The sequence below is a fragment of the Variovorax sp. dw_954 genome (assembly GCF_018449755.1).
Lineage (GTDB): Bacteria > Pseudomonadota > Gammaproteobacteria > Burkholderiales > Burkholderiaceae_C > Variovorax.
The window spans coordinates 21,155-37,120 of record NZ_JAAVVD010000015.1 but is presented as its reverse complement, the minus strand read 5'-3'; the positions used below and the strand labels follow the sequence as shown (position 1 = coordinate 37,120).

Annotated in this window: 13 protein-coding genes and 1 pseudogene; 3 read left to right on the top strand and 11 right to left on the bottom strand. The window is 67.2% G+C overall.

Going from position 1 to position 15,966, the window contains the following annotated elements; all coding sequences use genetic code 11:
* Window positions 1–21 precede the first annotated feature (21 nt).
* From HB681_RS22075 to HB681_RS22065, 3 genes are all read right to left on the bottom strand, one after another.
* Window positions 22–1,530: a long-chain-fatty-acid--CoA ligase gene (locus HB681_RS22075; protein WP_213957012.1), complete on the bottom strand. Its 1,509-nt coding sequence runs from the start codon at window positions 1,528–1,530 to the stop codon at window positions 22–24.
* A 147-nt stretch (window positions 1,531–1,677) separates the two neighbouring features.
* Window positions 1,678–3,330, bottom strand: a complete 1,653-nt coding sequence (locus HB681_RS22070) for an isovaleryl-CoA dehydrogenase (RefSeq protein WP_213957011.1) — start codon at window positions 3,328–3,330, stop codon at window positions 1,678–1,680.
* A gap of 169 nt (window positions 3,331–3,499) precedes the next feature.
* Window positions 3,500–4,156 carry a TetR/AcrR family transcriptional regulator gene (locus HB681_RS22065; protein WP_213957010.1) on the bottom strand — a complete coding sequence of 219 codons (657 nt, stop codon included), beginning with the start codon at window positions 4,154–4,156 and terminating at the stop codon, window positions 3,500–3,502.
* An 89-nt stretch (window positions 4,157–4,245) separates the two neighbouring features.
* Here HB681_RS22065 and HB681_RS22060 point away from each other — a divergent pair, with 89 nt between their 5' ends.
* Window positions 4,246–5,073, top strand: coding sequence for a thioesterase family protein (locus tag HB681_RS22060; protein ID WP_213957009.1), 828 nt, complete (start codon window positions 4,246–4,248; stop codon window positions 5,071–5,073).
* Between the two features lie 13 nt (window positions 5,074–5,086).
* Here HB681_RS22060 and HB681_RS22055 read toward each other — a convergent pair whose 3' ends face one another.
* From HB681_RS22055 to HB681_RS22030, 6 genes are read right to left on the bottom strand one after another with little or no spacing between them, the layout of a single operon-like run.
* Entirely contained in the window at window positions 5,087–6,604 is a 1,518-nt protein-coding gene (locus HB681_RS22055) for a TolC family outer membrane protein (protein WP_213957008.1), read from the bottom strand.
* A gap of 18 nt (window positions 6,605–6,622) precedes the next feature.
* The gene (locus tag HB681_RS22050) at window positions 6,623–6,961 is read right to left on the bottom strand and encodes a rhodanese-like domain-containing protein (RefSeq protein ID WP_213957007.1); all 339 of its coding nucleotides are present in this window, start codon (window positions 6,959–6,961) and stop codon (window positions 6,623–6,625) included.
* A 7-nt stretch (window positions 6,962–6,968) separates the two neighbouring features.
* Window positions 6,969–7,652, bottom strand: a complete 684-nt coding sequence (locus HB681_RS22045; protein WP_213957006.1) for a protein-L-isoaspartate O-methyltransferase — start codon at window positions 7,650–7,652, stop codon at window positions 6,969–6,971.
* Between the two features lie 18 nt (window positions 7,653–7,670).
* Window positions 7,671–10,889: an efflux RND transporter permease subunit gene (locus HB681_RS22040; protein WP_213957005.1), complete on the bottom strand. Its 3,219-nt coding sequence runs from the start codon at window positions 10,887–10,889 to the stop codon at window positions 7,671–7,673.
* A gap of 15 nt (window positions 10,890–10,904) precedes the next feature.
* Complete coding sequence (locus HB681_RS22035) at window positions 10,905–12,149, bottom strand: efflux RND transporter periplasmic adaptor subunit (protein WP_213957004.1); 1,245 nt, start codon at window positions 12,147–12,149, stop codon at window positions 10,905–10,907.
* A complete protein-coding gene (locus HB681_RS22030) occupies window positions 12,146–12,826 on the bottom strand; it encodes a TetR/AcrR family transcriptional regulator (protein ID WP_213957145.1) in 681 nt (226 codons plus the stop codon). The genes HB681_RS22035 and HB681_RS22030 overlap by 4 nt, the downstream gene beginning before the upstream one ends.
* A 107-nt stretch (window positions 12,827–12,933) precedes the next feature.
* Here HB681_RS22030 and msrA point away from each other — a divergent pair.
* A pseudogene (gene msrA / locus HB681_RS22025) lies at window positions 12,934–13,206 on the top strand (peptide-methionine (S)-S-oxide reductase MsrA); the annotation flags it as partial.
* A gap of 31 nt (window positions 13,207–13,237) precedes the next feature.
* Window positions 13,238–14,194, top strand: coding sequence for an AEC family transporter (locus HB681_RS22020; protein WP_213957144.1), 957 nt, complete (start codon window positions 13,238–13,240; stop codon window positions 14,192–14,194).
* Window positions 14,195–14,228: 34 nt separating this feature from the next.
* On the opposite strand, the gene HB681_RS22015 is transcribed toward HB681_RS22020, so the two are convergent.
* Both HB681_RS22015 and pdxH read right to left on the bottom strand, forming a co-directional pair.
* A complete protein-coding gene (locus tag HB681_RS22015) occupies window positions 14,229–15,080 on the bottom strand; it encodes a hypothetical protein (RefSeq protein WP_213957003.1) in 852 nt (283 codons plus the stop codon).
* Between the two features lie 227 nt (window positions 15,081–15,307).
* Entirely contained in the window at window positions 15,308–15,955 is a 648-nt protein-coding gene (pdxH, locus tag HB681_RS22010; RefSeq protein ID WP_213957002.1) for a pyridoxamine 5'-phosphate oxidase, read from the bottom strand.
* Window positions 15,956–15,966: the final 11 nt, after the last annotated feature.

Sequence of the window (15,966 nt, the reverse complement as noted above, 5' to 3'; positions counted from 1 at the left end):
CGAGCCGAGGTTCCGCGCGTTTCAGGATTTGCGCAACAGGAACTTCTGCAGCTTGCCGGTGGGCGTGCGCGGCAGCGTGGCGGCGAAGACCCACTCGCGCGGGATCTTGTACTTTGCGAGCTTGTCGGCCAGGTATTCGCGCAACGATTCGGGACTCGGGTTGCAACCCTTGGCCACCACGATGTGCGCAACCACGGTTTCGCCCCATTCGGGATGCGGCGCGCCGATGACGGCGACGTCGGCAATCTCGGAGTGCGCGCTGAGCACGTCCTCGATCTCCTTGGAGTACACGTTCTCGCCGCCGGTGACGATCATGTCCTTCATGCGGTCGACGATGAAGAGGTAGCCGTCCTCGTCGACGCGTGCGATGTCGCCGCTCTTGTACCAACCGTCGTTGGAGAAGGCCTTGCGCGTGGCTTCGGGATCGTCGAGGTAGCCCTGCATTGCGGACTCGGTGCGCAGCCAGATCTCCCCGGTTTCGCCGCGCCTGGCGTCGGCCCCATCCTCGCGCACCACGCGCATGTCCACCGCGGGGCCTGCCGCGGCGCCGATCGAGGCGGCCTTGGCGACCTGCTCGTTCGGGTACAGGGTCGTGCCGACCGGGCCGGCTTCCGTCATGCCGTAGACCTGGAAGAAGGTCTCGCTGCGATAGGCCACGGCCAGCTTGCGTGCCAGTTCGGCGCCGATCGGGCCGCCGCCATAGATCCAGGCGCGCACGCTGGACAGGTCGAAGTCGGCGAAGTTCGGTACCACCTGCAGCGGCACGGAGTAGGCGACGGGTGCGCCGAAGAAAAGGGTGACGCGCTCGTCCTGCACCGTCTGCAGGAACTTGAGCGGGTGGTATTCGCGCATCATCACCACGGTGCCGCCCATGTAGAGCGTGCCGTTCAGCCAGTTGTTCAGCGGCGAGGCGTGCCAGATCGGCATGGCCAGCAGTGTGCGCTCGTCGCGCGTGATCGACAAACCGAGCGCCGCGTTGATGGCCGTCAGCACCACGTTGCGATGGCTGTGCACGCAGCCCTTGGGCCGGCCGGTGGTGCCCGAGGTGTAGAGGATCTCGGCCATCGAGTTTTCATCGGCGACTTCGTTGGCCAGCGGCGTCGACGGCGCGGCGGCGCAGAGGGCGTCGAAGTCCTGCAGGCCGTCGATGGGCGAGTCGGTGCTGAGGCAGGTGGCGGCGTCCGCCAGCGTCTTCAGCACCGGTGCCAGCGCGCCGTCGCCGATGCACACGCGCGACTTGCTGTGCTCGAGGATGTAGCGCACTTCTGGCGCCTGCAGCTTGTGGTTGACCGGCACCAGCGTGGCACCCAGTCGCCAGGCGCCCAGCATCGCGTAGACGAAGCCGGTCGTGTTGAAGCACATCAGCGCCACGCGGTCGCCGCGCTGCACGCCGAGGCCGGCCAGCGCATGCGCGGCCTGGCGCGAGCGCGACTGCACCTCGGCATAGGTGATGCTCCTGCCGGCCACGCGCAGGCAGGCCTTGTCCGGCGTCTTGTGGACGTTGGTGTCGAAGATGGAAATCAGGTTCATGTTCTTTGTACCGGACGATGGGCTCGGAAGGTGTGAAGATTCCGTAGCGAGGGCGCCGAGCTCGGGTTGAGGACCGGAACCGCACTCTCGTGCGGTGAGGACCGCAGACCCGAGATCGGTGGCCGCAGTAGGAAGATTCACACCTTCTCAGGCGGGAAGCGCGCGCTCCAGCAATGCCGCGACGTCGATCTGGCGCGTGTCGATGGCGCCCACCACGCGGCCCCACTGGGGATCGAGTCGAGTGGCGATGAAGGCATCGGACACGAAGGCCGGCGACACCTTGCACAACAGCGTGGCCTGCGCGACCAGCACCAGGCGTTGCGTGAACTGCCGGCCCAGCGCTTCGAGCTGCTCTGGCGGCTGCTGCAGCATCTCCCCGAGGGCATGCAACTCGTCGAGCAGGCGGGCGTCGCCATTCGCATTGCCCGCCAGCTCGTGCAGCAGGGCGTGCGCGCCTTCGGGGTCGCGGGCGATGGCGCGCATCACGTCCAGGCACATCACGTTGCCCGAGCCTTCCCAGATCGAGTTGACCGGCGCTTCGCGGAACATGCGGGCCATCGGGCCGTTGTCGACGTAGCCGTTGCCGCCGAAGACTTCCATCGCCTCGCCGGAAATCTCGACCGCGCGCTTGCAGATCCAGAACTTGGCGGCGGGCGTCATCACGCGCTTCCAGACGCGCTGGGCCGGGTCGTCGCCGAACTCGAAGGCCTGCGCCAGGCGCATCGCCAGCACCAGGCCGGCTTCGCTCTCCAGCGCCAGGTCGGACAGCACGCCGCGCATCAGCGGCTGCTCGACCAGCAGCTTGCCGAATGCCTTGCGCTTGCGCGCATAGCCGATGGCCTGCGCCGTGGCCTGGCGCAGGAAGCCCGCGCTGCCAACCACGCAGTTCAGCCGCGTGTAGGTGGCCATCTCGATGATGGTCGGGATGCCGCGGCCTTCCTCGCCCATCAGGAAGCCGAGGGCGTCCTGGAACTCGACTTCGCTGCTGGAGTTGCTGCGGTTGCCGACCTTTTCCTTCAGGCGCTGGATCTGAACCGGGTTCTTGGTGCCGTCGGGCTTCCAGCGCGGCACGAAGAAGCAGGAATGGCCGCCCTCCTGCGTGCGCGCCACCACGAGGTGGGCGTCGCTCATCGGCACCGAGAAGAACCACTTGTGGCCGCGGATCAGGTATTCGCCGCCACGACCGCCCGCGCCAATGGGCGTGGCGGTGGTGGTGTTGGCGCGCACGTCGGAGCCACCCTGTTTCTCGGTCATGCCCATGCCGATCCAGACCGACTTCTTCTGGTCCATCGGGATGTCGCGCGCATCGTATTCGTTGTTCATGAGCTTGGCGCCGTACTTCGCCCACAGCGCCGGCTCCTTCTGCAGCACGGGGATGGCGGCCTGCGTCATCGTGGCCGGGCACAGCACGCCGGCCTCGACCTGGCCCTGCAGGTAGAAGCCCGCCGCCCAGGCGGCCCAGCGGCCTTGCTGCTGCATGTCGCGGAAGGGCAGGGAGATGAAGCCCTCGCGTCGATAGCCTTCCATCAGCTGATGCCAGCTCGGATGGAAGGTCACGGTGTCGATGCGGCGGCCGCGTGCGTCGAAGGCCTCGAACTCGGGCTTGTACTTGTTGGCGTCGGCGCCCAGCTTCCAGGTCTCGGCCTTGCCCAGCGTGTCGCCGAAGCTGGTCATCTGCGGCGCGGCCCAGTCGGCGCCGGCGCGTGCGAGTGCTTCGCGCAGGGGCGCGTCGGTCGCGAACAGGTTGTAGTCGGTCAGTTCGTCGAACTGGTTGCTGATCTCGTGGGTTTGCCAGGCCATGTCGCCTCCTTGAATGGGATGGCCAGAAGTCTAGGGAAAAAGAGGCCGCAGGATGTTCAGGTTTGCCGCCGCCGGCGCACCGATGGCTGGCGCGCGATCTCCGGGACGCGGCACGGGACAAGGCACGTTTTTGACGCGGTCTTTGAGCCCGGCCGCGGTGGCACCTTGTTCAGGTTTTGCGCGATTCGCCCTGCGCTGGAACGTGGGCCAGGTAGGCGTGCAAAGCGGTCCGCGCCTGGCGCTCCAGCGCCTCCAGGTCGGCCTTCTTGTCCGAGCGGATGTGGGTGGTGGCGAACAGCTCGTACATGATGGCTTGGCTCACCAATGCGGCCTCCTGACTGGGGAAGCCGGCCGGCAGCCCCGCGCCCACCTCGAATGCGTGCACCCATTCATCGATGAACTGCTGGTACATCTTGCGGTAGGCCTCGGGTCCGGACAAGTGCCGCTCGAGCACGAAGTGCACGCCCCATTCCTGCGGCCGTTTGCGAACCGCCGCCAGTTGCGACTCCAGCACCGCGTCGACGATGTCGGGCAGGGGCTGCCCGGCATGCGCGTTCACGGCGTCGCGCATGGCCTGCAACAGGGCCTTGGTCCGCAGGTGGATGCAGGTACGGGCCAGTTCGTCCTTGCTGGCGAAGTACTGGTAGAAGCTGCCCAGGCCGGTGCCGGCCAGCGCGACGATCTCGCGGATCGTCACGCGGGCGTAGTCACGCTCGACGAGGAGCTGAACAAAGGCTTCCTGCAAGGCGCGCGAAGTCTCCTTCGAGCGCGACTGGAGCGGCTTCCTTCGCTTGGGTGAGGCAAGGGGTTGCGAACGGGATTTCATGGCAAGCGAATATGAACATCTGGCACCGATGTTGTGTCTAGAATTTTTCCATCCTTTTTGGCGCACGCTTCGGCGACCCGATCCTTCACATGACCAACACCCCAGCCTTGACCGATGTCCACGCAGTCTACGCACGGGAGGGCGACACCTGGTTGCCCACCGAACTCTCGCGCGGGCCGTGGGACCCGCGTGCCCAGCATGGCGGCGCACCCTGCGCGCTGCTCGCGCACGTGGCGGAAAGCGCAGCGCCAGAAGGCGATTGGCGCCTTTCGCGCATGAGCGTGGAACTGGTCAAGCCGGTGCCCGTGGCGCCGCTGCGCACGCAGCACAGCGTGCAGGCCGCACGCTCGACGGCGCGCGTCACGATCGACCTGCTCGCCGGCGATGTGCTGGTCGCAAGCGCCCATGCCCTGCTGCTGCGCGGCGAGCGGATCGCATTGCCCGCCGACCTGCCGCACAGCGGATCGCCGGCACAGCTGGAGCGCCTGCCTGCCGAGTGCAGCGAACGCGTGCGCATCCCGGGCTTGCCCGAAGGGACCTCGTTCTACCGCACGGCCATGGAAACCCGTGTGGCCCAGGGCGACCCGTCGCAGCCCGGCGCCGCCGGCGCCTGGTTCAGGCTCGCGGCGCCCCTGGTGCAAGGCGTGCCGACATCACCCGCCATGCGCGCGGCCGCCGCGGCGGACTTCGGCAACGGCCTGAGCTGGGTGCTGCCCTTCGACCGCTACCTGTTCACGAACGCCGACCTCAGCCTGCACCTGTACCGCGAGCCCGTCGGGGAGTGGGTCGGGCTCCTGTCGGAGACGCAGGTGGACGGCGGGGGCGCGGGCATGGTCACCTCGCGCCTCTATGACGAGCACGGGCCCATCGGCATCGCGGTGCAGACGCTGGTGCTGCGCGAACGCGCGGCCGCGTAGACGCCCCGGGACTTCAGCGCGTCGGCGGGTTGAGGATGACCGGCGGCGGAGGCGGCACCGGCATCACCGGCGCCGGCGGATTGAACGGCTGTTGCGGCACCAGGGGCGTCGCGCCGGGAATCGAGTTCGACGGCACGGGCACCGGGCTGATCGTCGCGGCCGAAGGCACGGTGGGCGACGCGGCGGCCGCTGCGCTGCCGGCTTGCGCCAGCGTGGCATTGATCGGCTGCAGGTCTGCCGGCGCCAGCGTGCCGCTGGCCTGGCGCAGCTTCAGGTTGCCCAGCAGCACGCCATAGCGCGCCAGCGCCAGGTCGCGCTTGGTCTGGTAGAGCTGGCTCTGCGAATTGAGCACGTCGATGTTGATGCGCACCCCGACCTGGTAGCCCAGCCGGTTGGCATCGAGCGCGCTCTGGCTCGATGCCTCGGCCGCTTCCAGCGCCTTGACCTGGCCCGCGCCGGACACCAGGCTGAGGTAGACCGAGCGCGTGTTCTGGTTGACGGTGCGGCGCGTCGAATCCAGGATCGAGCGCGACTGGTCTTCCAGAGCCAGGGTTTCCTTGATGCGGTTCTCGGTCGCGAAGCCGGCGAACAGCGGCATGTTGAACACCACGCCAATGTTGCCCGCGTTGATGCGCGACTTGCCCAGCGCCGTGGAGGTGCCCTGCGGATTGTTGGTGACGTTGTAGCCGGCCTGCACGTCGAGCGTGGGCTTGTGGCCGGCCTCGGCCTTCTTCACTTCGAGCCCCGACACGTCGACGCCGAGCCTTGCCTGCAGGATCGACGGATGGACCGCCTCGGCCTGCTGCACCCACACATTGACGTCCGCTGGCAGCAGGGCGGGCAGGGTGACAGGTGCGGCCAGCGGTGTCGGGTTGGTGCCGATCCGGCCGACCAGTTCGTCGAGCGCGATCTTCTTGATCTGCAGGTCGTTCTCGGCCGCGATCTCCTGGGCGACGACCAGGTCGAAGCGGGCCTGGGCTTCGCGCGTGTCGGTGATGGTCGCGGTGCCGACCTCGAAGTTCCGCTTGGCCGATGCCAGTTGTTCCGCCGTGGCCGCCTTCTGGGCGCGCACCAGCGCCAGCGTGTCCTGGCTGGCGAGCACATCGAAGTAGCCTTGGCTCACCCGCACGATGAGGTCTTGCTCGGCCCCGGTCAGCACCGCCTGCGCGATGTCGGCCTGGAGCTTGCCCTGCTCGTAGGTGGCCCAGTTGGCGGGGCGGTACAGCGGCTGCGTGGCATTGACGCCGCCGGCCTGCGTGTTGATCTTGCGCGAGATGTCGCCCTGCGGCGTGTCGACCGCAATGTTGGAGTGCACGGCGCTGCCCGACAGGCCCACCGCCGGCAGGATGCCCGCCTTGGCCTGCGCGGCCCGCGCGATGCTGGCGTCGTACTGCGAGAGCGCTGCCTTGTAGGTGGCGTCGTAGCCACGCGCGGCGTCGTAGAGTTCGATCAGGCTCTGGCCATGAGCCGGCAATGAAAGCGCCACAAGCAATGCGGCAGGGAGTGGAAGCAGCCGGGGCCAGAGGGGCATCAAGGGTCCTGAAAAAAACTAATAGCGGGGAACAGTCGGGTCGTGCTGGACCGACCAGGCATTGATGCCACCAGCCACATTGGCCAGCGCATCGAATCCGTTCTGGGCCAGGAACATCGCCACGCGCTGGCTGCGCGCGCCGTGGTGGCACAGGCAGGCCACGCGCTGGGCCGGATCGAGTTCGGACAGGCGTCCCGGAATCTCGTTCATCGGAATGGTCAGCAGCGTGAAGCCGGAGGGCGTGACGCTGGCGGTCTGCCATTCCCAGGGTTCGCGCACGTCCAGCAGCACCGGCGTCGCGGCCGCGTCGGCGGCGAACCAGGCGGCCAGGTCGGCGGGGGCGACTTGATCGATCATCGGATGCTCAGAACGCGAAGCGCGAGGGCTCGGGGAAGTTCAGCAGGCGCGGCGCCACCGTGTCCCAGGGCTGGGCGGTGCTCCATTGGCCCTCGCCGGTGCGCGTGACGAAGTGCATGCGCATCATCGGTTCCTCGCCGACGATCGCGGCGAGGCGGCCGCCGATCTTCAGCGAGCCCAGCAGGTTCTGCGGGATCTTCGCGACGGAGCCGCTCAACACGATCACGTCGAAGGTGGGACCGCTGGGCAGCGGCTTAGAACCATCGGCCACGCGCACCTCGGCGTTGCTGACGCCGTTGCGGCGCAACGTCTCGGCGGCGGTCGCGGCGATCTTGGGGTTGATCTCCAGTGTCAGCACGCTGGCGGCGCAGTTGGCCAGCAGGGCGGCCATGAAGCCGGAGCCGGTGCCGATCTCCAGCACGGTCTCGTGCTTCTGCACCTTCAGGTCGTTCAGCGTGCGGGCCTCGATCTTGGGCGCCAGCATGATCTCGCCGGGTACGCTGCCGTCGCCGAGCGGCAGTTCCATGTCGAAGAAGGACAGGGTGCGGTGCGCCTCGGGCGTGTAGTCCTCGCGGTGGATCTCGTTGAGCAGCGCGAGCACGGCCGGATCGTGCACATCCCAGGGGCGGATCTGCTGCTCGATCATGTTGAAGCGCAGGTTTTCAAGCGTCGGGTTGGCGTGGGGGTTCATGGTCTTTCTCGGGTCGGGTCAGGACAAGCCGTGAATTTTAGGTGTGCCGTCCACCGGCGCGGCCGGCGTTCCCTGCCATTTGCGCCGCGCCCAGTTGGCCAGGTCATCCATGTAGCAGTACACCACCGGCACCACCACCAGCGTCAGCAGCGACGATGTGATCACGCCGCCGATCACGGCCTGGCCCATCGGCGCGCGTTGCTCGGCGCCTTCGCTGAGCGCAAAGGCCAGCGGCACCATGCCGAAGATCATCGCCAGCGTGGTCATCAGGATGGGCCTCAGCCGCACGCGGGCCGCGAGCAGCAGGGCGTCGGCCCGGTCCAGGCCCGGCGCGGTGCTGCCGTCATCCGCCAGGTGCGGCTCGCGCGAGCGGATCGCGAAGTCCACCAGCAGGATCGCGTTCTTCGTCACGAGCCCCATCAGCATCACCACGCCGATGATCGAGAACATCGACAGCGTCGAATGGAACATCAACAGTGCCAGCACCACGCCGATGAGGGTGAGCGGCAGCGCGGTCATCAGCGCCATCGGCTGCAGGAAGCTCTTGAACTGGCTGGCCAGGATCATGTAGATGAAGATGATGGCCAGCGCCAGCGCCGACACCGCATAGCCGAAGGACTCCTGCATGTTCTTGGTCGAGCCGCTGAACTGGTAGCCGTAGCCGGGCGGGAAGGCGATGCCGTCGAGCGCGGTGCGGATGTCGGCCGAGACTTCGCCGGCGGAGCGGATGTCGTTGTTGGCATTGATCGAGACTTCGCGGGCCAGCGCGCGGCGGTTGATCTGGTTCGGGCCAGTCGATTCGCGCACGTCGGCCACCTGCTGGAGCCGCACGATGCGGCTGCTGCCGTCGGCATTGGCGCCCATGGTGGTGCTGACGAAGGGCAGGCGGGCCAGGTCGCCCGGCGTGTTGCGCACCTCGGGGGCGAGGCGCACGTTCACGTCGTAGGTCTGGTCGTCGGGCGCGCGCCAGGTGCCCACCGTGGTGCCGGCCACCAGCGTGCGCAAGGCGTTGGCGATGGACGCCACGCCCAGGCCCAGGTCCGATGCCGCGTCGCGCTTGACCACCACGCTCACCGTCGGCTTGTCGGGCTTGAGGCTGGAGTCGAGGTCGACCAGGCCGGGGATGGTTCGGATGCGCTCGGTCACGAGCTTGGTGAGGCGCTCGAGTTCCTGCAGGTCGGGGCCTTGCAGCGAGAACTCGATGGGCTTGTTGCCGCCCACCGAGTCGCGCAGGCCGACGTGCGTGACCGTGATACCGGGCACCGTGCGCAGCTTCTCGCGCAGCACGGCGGACATCTGGTCGACGCTGCGGCTGCGGGCCTTGCGGTCGACCAGCCGCACGTAGATGCTCGCGTAGATCTTTCCCTGCGCGTCGCCGGTGTTGATGGTGGTGAGCGTGTAGCGCACCTCGGGCATGTCATGCAGGATGACGTCGACCTGCTTCGCCTTCGCCTCCGTGACTTCCAGCGAGGAGCCGACCGGCGTGTAGAAGTTGATGGCCGTCTCGGAGAAATCCGCCTTCGGCACGAACTCGGTGCCCAGCAGCGGCACCATGAAGATGCTGCCGACGAAGACGCCCACCGCGGCGAACACCGTGGCCAGCTTGTGCTTGAGCGACCAGCGCAGGATCGACTGGTAGCCCTCGGCCAGCTTCTCCGTCGCATCGTCGAACCAGCCGGTCACGCGGCCGATGGTCTTGTCGTAGAAGGTGACGGGTGGGCCGCGCTTCTTGCCGTGCTTGTCGATGGCCGGGTCGTGCCACAGGCTGGACAGCATCGGGTCCAGCGTAAAGCTCACGAACATCGAGATCATCACCGCCGCCACGATGGTGATGCCGAACTCGTGGAAGAACTTGCCGATGATCCCGCCCATGAAGCCGATCGGCATGAACACCGCGACGATCGAGAGCGTGGTGGCCAGCACCGCGAGGCCGATCTCCTGCGTGCCGTCGAGCGCGGCCTTGTACGGCGCCTTGCCCATCTGCACATGCCGCACGATGTTCTCGCGCACCACGATGGCATCGTCGATCAGCAGGCCCACGCACAGCGACAGCGCCATCAGCGTGATCATGTTGATCGTGAAGCCGAACATCTGCATGAACCAGAAGGTGCCGATCAATGCGATGGGCAGCGTCAGCCCGGTGATCACCGTCGAGCGCCACGAGTTCAGGAACAGGAACACGATCAGCACTGTCAACAGCGCGCCTTCGATGAGCGTCTGGCGCACGTTCTGCACCGCCACGCGGATCGATCGGGAGGCGTCGCCGATCGGCTCCAGCTTCACGCCCGGCGGCAGTTGCGGCTTGATGTCGGCGATGGCCTTGACCAGGCCGTCGACCACGTCGATGGTGTTCTCGTCCTGCGCCTTCTGCACGGAGAGCAGCAGCGTGCGCTGGCCGTTGTAGAGGGCGAGGGTGTCGATCTCCTGTGCGCCATCGGAGACGCGCGCGACCTGGTCGACGCGGATCGGCGCACCCGCCTTGCGCGCCACGATGATCTTGCCGAAGTCCTCCGGCCGCTCCATGCGCGCATCGATCTGCACCACGCGGTCCTGTTCGAGCGAGCGCACTGCCCCCACGGGCAAGGCCTGGTTCTCGTTGCGCACCGCGTTCACCACCTGGTCGGCGGTCACGCCGAGCGACTCCATCGCGCCGGGATTCAGGTAGAGGTTGATCTCGCGCTTGGTGCCGCCCACGAGCGTGACCGAGCCGACGCCGCGCACGTTCTCCAGGCGCTTCTTCAGCACCTGGTCGGCCCAGTTGGTGAGCTCGATCGCGCTCGGAGGGCGCTTGGCTTCCGGATCGGGCAGCACCGCCACCGACCACACGGCGCGCGAGGCCGGGTCGAAGCGTAGAACGCGCGGGTCCTTCACCTCGTCGCGGAACAGCGGCCGCACACCGGCCACCTTCTCGCGCACGTCGTCGGCGGCCTTGCGCCCATCGACATACAACTGGAATTCGATGATGACAACCGACTGGCCCTCGTAGCTGCGCGAGGTGAGGTTGTTGATGCCGGCGATCGAGTTGACGCCTTCCTCGATCTTCTTGGTGACTTCGCTCTCGACGATCTCGGGCGAGGCGCCGGGGTAGTCGGTGATGACCACGACCACCGGGAAGTCGATGTTCGGGAACTGGTCGATCTGCAGGCGCTGGTAGGAGAAGACGCCCAGCACCACCAGCGCCAGCATCAGCATCGTGGCGAAGACAGGGTTGCGCAGGCTGACGCGAGTGAACCACATGGCCGGGCGCGCCGATCAGGGCGCCGGGCGCGCGGCGCCCGATGCGACGCGGGCCGCGGTCGCGGGCGATGCAGCGGGCGACACGGCAGCCGCCACAGGCGCCGCCACAGCCTCCGCCAGCTTCACGCGCGTACCTTCGCGCAGCGGGCCGACGGTTCCGGCCACCACCAGTGCACCGTCTTCCACGCCGGTGACGGCCACCAGCGTCTGGCCGTCGACCTGGCCGCGCAGTCCGGTCTGCACCTGCCGGTAGGCGATGCGGCCGTCGACCACGGTCTGCACATAGGGCGCGGGCTTGTCGATGCGAACGGCGGTGAGCGGCAACGCCAGCGCCGTGGTGCGGCCCACGTCGATCGTGCCCTGCGCGAACAGCCCCTGGCGGAAGCCGTCGTTGCTGTCCAGGCGGAGGTAGACGAGCACGCTGCGGCTGCCCGCCTGCGCGCTCGGATTCACGCGCACCACGCTCGCGCCGACCTTGCGCTCGGCCGAGGCCGTGCTCGCCATGCCGGCGGTGCTGCCCTCGATCTGCAGGGAAGCACGCTGGCCGACGCGCACCGACACCGAGTCGGCCGCCGACAGCGTGGCTTCGACTTCGATGCGGCTCAGGTCCACCACTTCGAGCACGCGGCCGTCGATGGCCACGCGTTCGCCGGGTTGCGCCAGCCGTGCCGCCACCTGCCCGGAGATCGGGCTCTTGAGCACCGTGTCGTTGAGCGACTTGCGCGCCACGTCGACCGCGGCCAATGCGGCCCGGTGCGTGGACTGCGCCGCGTTGAGGGTCGATTGCGAGGTGTCGAGCGCATTGCGCGAGATGAAGCCCTGCTCGACCAGCGCCTTGTTGTTGTCGAGCGTGCGCTGCGCCATCTCGGTCTGCGCGCGGGCCGAGTCGGCCTGCTCCTGCGCCTGCTGGACGCGGAAGTTGTATTCGACAGGGTCGATGCGCGCGACGACCTGCCCGGCGGAGACGGAGTCGCCCTCGCGCAGCGTGAGGCCGATCAACTCGCCGGCCACGCGCGCCTTGACCACGGCCGAGTCGACCGCGCGCAGCGTGCCGGAGACCGGCAGCGTCTGCATGAGTTCGCGCTGAGTCGCGCGCACAGTTTCCGCGGGCGTCAACACCACTTCGGTCTCGGCCGGTTGCGCCGCGCTGGCGATGGCCGCCTGCTGGGCCTTGCGCGCGGAGAGTGCGCGCAGCACGCCTGCGCAGATCAGCACCAGCACCAGCGCGCCGATCAGCCAGCGCAACCACGTCCTTTTCATGCGGCACTCCTGGAGGAGGGCGCGCAAAGGCCGTTCAGGAGCGTCTCGGCTTGGAGGGCGATGTACTTGTCGGCGTCGAGTTCGATGCTCGGCGCCATGCAGATGTTGCTGGAATGTTTGGACAGCATGAGAAAGATCATGGGGGCGACGATGGTGTAAATCGCCATGTCGATATCGATCGGCTTGAATTCGCCGCGCTCGACGCCGCGCCGGAACATGCGGCGAAGCAGTTCGTGGCCGGGCATGACCACCTCGGCCTGGTAGAAGGCCGCTAGCTCCGGAAAGTTGCTGCCCTCGCTCATCATGAGCTTGGTGATGCCCGAGATCCGGGTCGCGCCAATGCGTTGCCACCAGCTGCGCATCACGTGGCGCAGCATGTCGGGCGTACTGCCCTCGAAGGCCTCGAACTCCTTGTTCCAGTCGGCGAAGTTGCCCGACAGGTTTTCGCGGACGACGGCCTTGAAGAGTTCTTCCTTGCTGGGGAAGTAGAGGAACAGCGTGCCCTTGGAAACGCCGGCCCGCGCCGCTACTTCCTCGGAGCGGGTGGCGGCGAAGCCTTTCTCTACGAAGAGGTCGAGCGCCGCATCCAGCAGTTCGCCGGGGCGGGCTTCCTTACGGCGCTCGCGCTTGGCGCTGACGGTGCGCAGCTTGTCGGCAAGGAAGCTCTGGGACGGCATGAGGGAGTTAATGACTGACGGGTTAGTAATGTAGTGACCGACGCTCCGGGCGTCAAGCCGCGACAATGCCGCGTTGCGTCTTTTGCAACATCCGGGATGCCAAATCCATGTCTTCTTCGACCGAATCGATCGTTCCGGGCGGCGGCTGTTTCTGGTGCAGCGAGGCGGTATTCGACCGCGTGCAGGGCGTCACCGACGTGGAATCGGGCTACTGCAACGGCTCGGCGATGAATCCGAGCTACGAGCAGGTGTGCACCGGCCGCACCGGGCATGTGGAAGTGGTCAACGTCGAGTTCGACACCGCGCAGATCTCCCTGCGCGAGATCCTCGAGATCTTTTTCGTGGTGCACGACCCGACCACGTTGAACCGCCAGGGCAATTCCAGAAGACCTTTGCGAGCCGGGTGAAGCGCTGAATACCACCGTCATCTCTTCGCTGCTGCCGGTCGTACTACTGATCGCGGCGGGCTACCTCGCGGGCAAGCGCGGCTGGATCGGCGGCAAATCCGTCAAGGATTTGTCGAACCTGATCTTCATGCTGCTGGCGCCGGCGCTGCTGTTCCGCTCGATGAGCACGGTGCATGTCGAGCAGTTGAGCCTGCGGCCCGTCGCGGCCTACTTCCTGGCGGCGGGGCTGATCTTCGCGGCGACGATGCTGTGGCGCGGCTTCAACCGGACGGCCGCCGTGCTGGCGCTGGCCAATACGTACAGCAACACCGTGATGATCGGCATCGCGCTGGTCGGGCTGGCCTACGGGCCGGACGGCATGGTGGTGCTGCTGACGCTGATCTCGCTGCATTCGCTGGTGCTGCTGACCAGCGCGACGGTGGTGCTGGAACTGGCGGTGGCGCATGAGAACGCGGCCCGCAGCGGCGCCGGCCGGCAAGATCGCAAGGCGATGCTGCGCACGGTAGGCCGCGCGCTGCGCAACGCCATCATCCATCCGGTGCCCTTGCCGATCATCGCGGGGCTGCTGTTCGCGCAGACCGGCTGGACGCTGCCGGTGGCGATCGATACGCCGATCAATCTCCTGGGCCAGGCCTTCAGCCCGGTGGCGCTCGCGATGGTGGGCGTCACGCTGGCGCTGACGCCCGTGGGGCAGCACTGGCGCGGCGCACTCGTGCAGGCCCTGTTCAAGAACGTGGTGCATCCGCTGCTGACGCTGGGGCTGGGCTGGGCGATGGGCCTGCGCGGCCTGCCGCTGGCAGTGATGGTGGTGGCCGCCGCATTGCCGATCGGCGCCAACGTGTTCCTGTTCTCCCAGCGCTACAAGGTGGCCGAGGAACTGGTCACGGCCAGCGTGGTGGTGTCGACGGTGCTGGCGCTGGTGACGCTGTCGGGTGTGATGGCGCTGGTCGGCTACCTTTGACGCAAGGCGCGGCGCTGCAATCGCGGCCCCTGGTCTAGTTGGCCGTGATTGAAAGATGGTAGGTCACGTCCTGCAGTGCGTCCGCCGCATAGCAGCCGGTGGCGATCCAGCGAAGCTTGTGCGCGCCGACGCTCAGCGGATAGACGAAAAGGTAGTAGCCCTGCTCGGCGCTCGGCACCAGGGCGAGATCCTTTGCATACCTTGCCCCGCTGGCAGGATCGGGTGAGTACTGGCCGATGTTGTTGGGACCCATCTGGGCGTTGTAGATGGGAGACTGACTGCCACCAGGCCCCGTGAAGTATCTCGTCGGGCGGGGGACCTTGATGCCGTCGATCCAGACCGAAATCTCGGCCGGCACGCTGCACGATCCCGCCCCGCGCACGAACTCTTCCGTTCGCGTGGATTCAGGAAGGTCGTTCAGGAACGCCGAATAAGAGTTGTTGATCAAGGGGAAAAAGATGGCCTTCCCGGCCGGGATACTGCAATTGCGGGTGGCCGTGGTGCCTTGGTAAACCCCACCGAGGAACCATACTTTTCCAACCTGGCGTTCAGCGCAGAACTGACCCGTCATGTCCGTCAGCGGATACCTGTCAGCCGGCATGGATGCGATCCACTGTTGCCATTCGACGGCCCATCGACCATAGGTTTGCCCACCCGGCAGCGAGTAGATCGGAGCGATGAGCGGCAATCCTCGTACAGCATCGCCTGCGGCATTGATTGCCGCAGATACAGCCGACGCTTCGGGGAAAGAAACATCGTCTCGGGGGCCGGGTGCCCTGCCCGGGCCACACTGGCCCGACGGCCCGCACCGGCCGGCATCGGCTGATGGAGAAAGACCTGAAAGCGCGACAAGCGCAGACGCCAGCAAAACTGCTTTTGTTTTCATGCTTCCCCTCCTGGGAGACCCCCGTGATCGAGGGGCCGCGAGTGTAGTCCCCGATGTGTGCCGCGGGACATGCCGGGGACGAACACTTACCTCGGTAACGCCGAGACCGCAGACGCACATCGGGATCGTCGGAGGCGAGTTGGCGAACGGTTCCGTGTCTTTGAAGAAACAAGGTTGGCCGCGGAGGCCGACAGGTGTGCGTGGCGCTCGTCCTGAGGGGCTCGGCTCTATGGCGCGAGGCGCTCGCGACGCCAGGATCCGTCCTCCCGCCGATAGCGCAGCCGGTCATGCAGCCGGCTCGCGCGCCCCTGCCAGAACTCCCAGCGGTCCGGCACCAGCCGATAACCACCCCAATGCGGCGGCCGCGGCGGCGAGAGCAGATGCCTTGCCGCGATCACCGCGGCGTTCTTCACCAATACCTGCCGCCCCTCGATGACCTCGCTCTGCGGACTGGCCCAGGCGCCGATGCGCGAATCCAGCGGACGGCTGGCGAAGTAGGCGTCACTCTCGGCGCCATCGACTTTCTCGACGCGGCCTTCGATGCGCACGACGCGTTCCAGCTCGACCCAATGGAATTGAAGTGCGGCAAAGGGGTTGCCCGCCAGTTCCTGGCCCTTGCGGCTCTGGTAGTTGGTGAACCAGACGATGCCGCGCGCGTCGTAGCCCTTGATCAGCACGATGCGGGTCGACGGCCGCAAGTCGCCGGCCACGGTGGCCAGCGTCATGGCGTTGGGTTCGGGCACCTGGGCGTCGATGGCTTCGGTGAGCCAGCGCTCGAACTGCTGCAGCGGGTCGCCGGCGCTCGCGGTTTCGTCGAGTTCGGCGCGCTCGTAGCTCTTGCGCAGCGCGGCCAGGGAATCGTTCGGTGAGCTCATGGGCCATTGTC

Coding starts and splice junctions, on each gene's coding strand:
- HB681_RS22030 (WP_213957145.1), bottom strand. CDS start 12,826: ATGCCGTCCCAGAGCTTCCTTGCCGACAAGCTGCGCACCGTCAGCGCC.
- pdxH (WP_213957002.1), bottom strand. CDS start 15,955: ATGAGCTCACCGAACGATTCCCTGGCCGCGCTGCGCAAGAGCTACGAG.
- HB681_RS22035 (WP_213957004.1), bottom strand. CDS start 12,149: ATGAAAAGGACGTGGTTGCGCTGGCTGATCGGCGCGCTGGTGCTGGTG.
- HB681_RS22045 (WP_213957006.1), bottom strand. CDS start 7,652: ATGAACCCCCACGCCAACCCGACGCTTGAAAACCTGCGCTTCAACATG.
- HB681_RS22060 (WP_213957009.1), top strand. CDS start 4,246: ATGACCAACACCCCAGCCTTGACCGATGTCCACGCAGTCTACGCACGG.
- HB681_RS22055 (WP_213957008.1), bottom strand. CDS start 6,604: ATGCCCCTCTGGCCCCGGCTGCTTCCACTCCCTGCCGCATTGCTTGTG.
- HB681_RS22075 (WP_213957012.1), bottom strand. CDS start 1,530: ATGAACCTGATTTCCATCTTCGACACCAACGTCCACAAGACGCCGGAC.
- HB681_RS22050 (WP_213957007.1), bottom strand. CDS start 6,961: ATGATCGATCAAGTCGCCCCCGCCGACCTGGCCGCCTGGTTCGCCGCC.
- HB681_RS22040 (WP_213957005.1), bottom strand. CDS start 10,889: ATGTGGTTCACTCGCGTCAGCCTGCGCAACCCTGTCTTCGCCACGATG.
- HB681_RS22070 (WP_213957011.1), bottom strand. CDS start 3,330: ATGGCCTGGCAAACCCACGAGATCAGCAACCAGTTCGACGAACTGACC.
- HB681_RS22015 (WP_213957003.1), bottom strand. CDS start 15,080: ATGAAAACAAAAGCAGTTTTGCTGGCGTCTGCGCTTGTCGCGCTTTCA.
- HB681_RS22065 (WP_213957010.1), bottom strand. CDS start 4,156: ATGAAATCCCGTTCGCAACCCCTTGCCTCACCCAAGCGAAGGAAGCCG.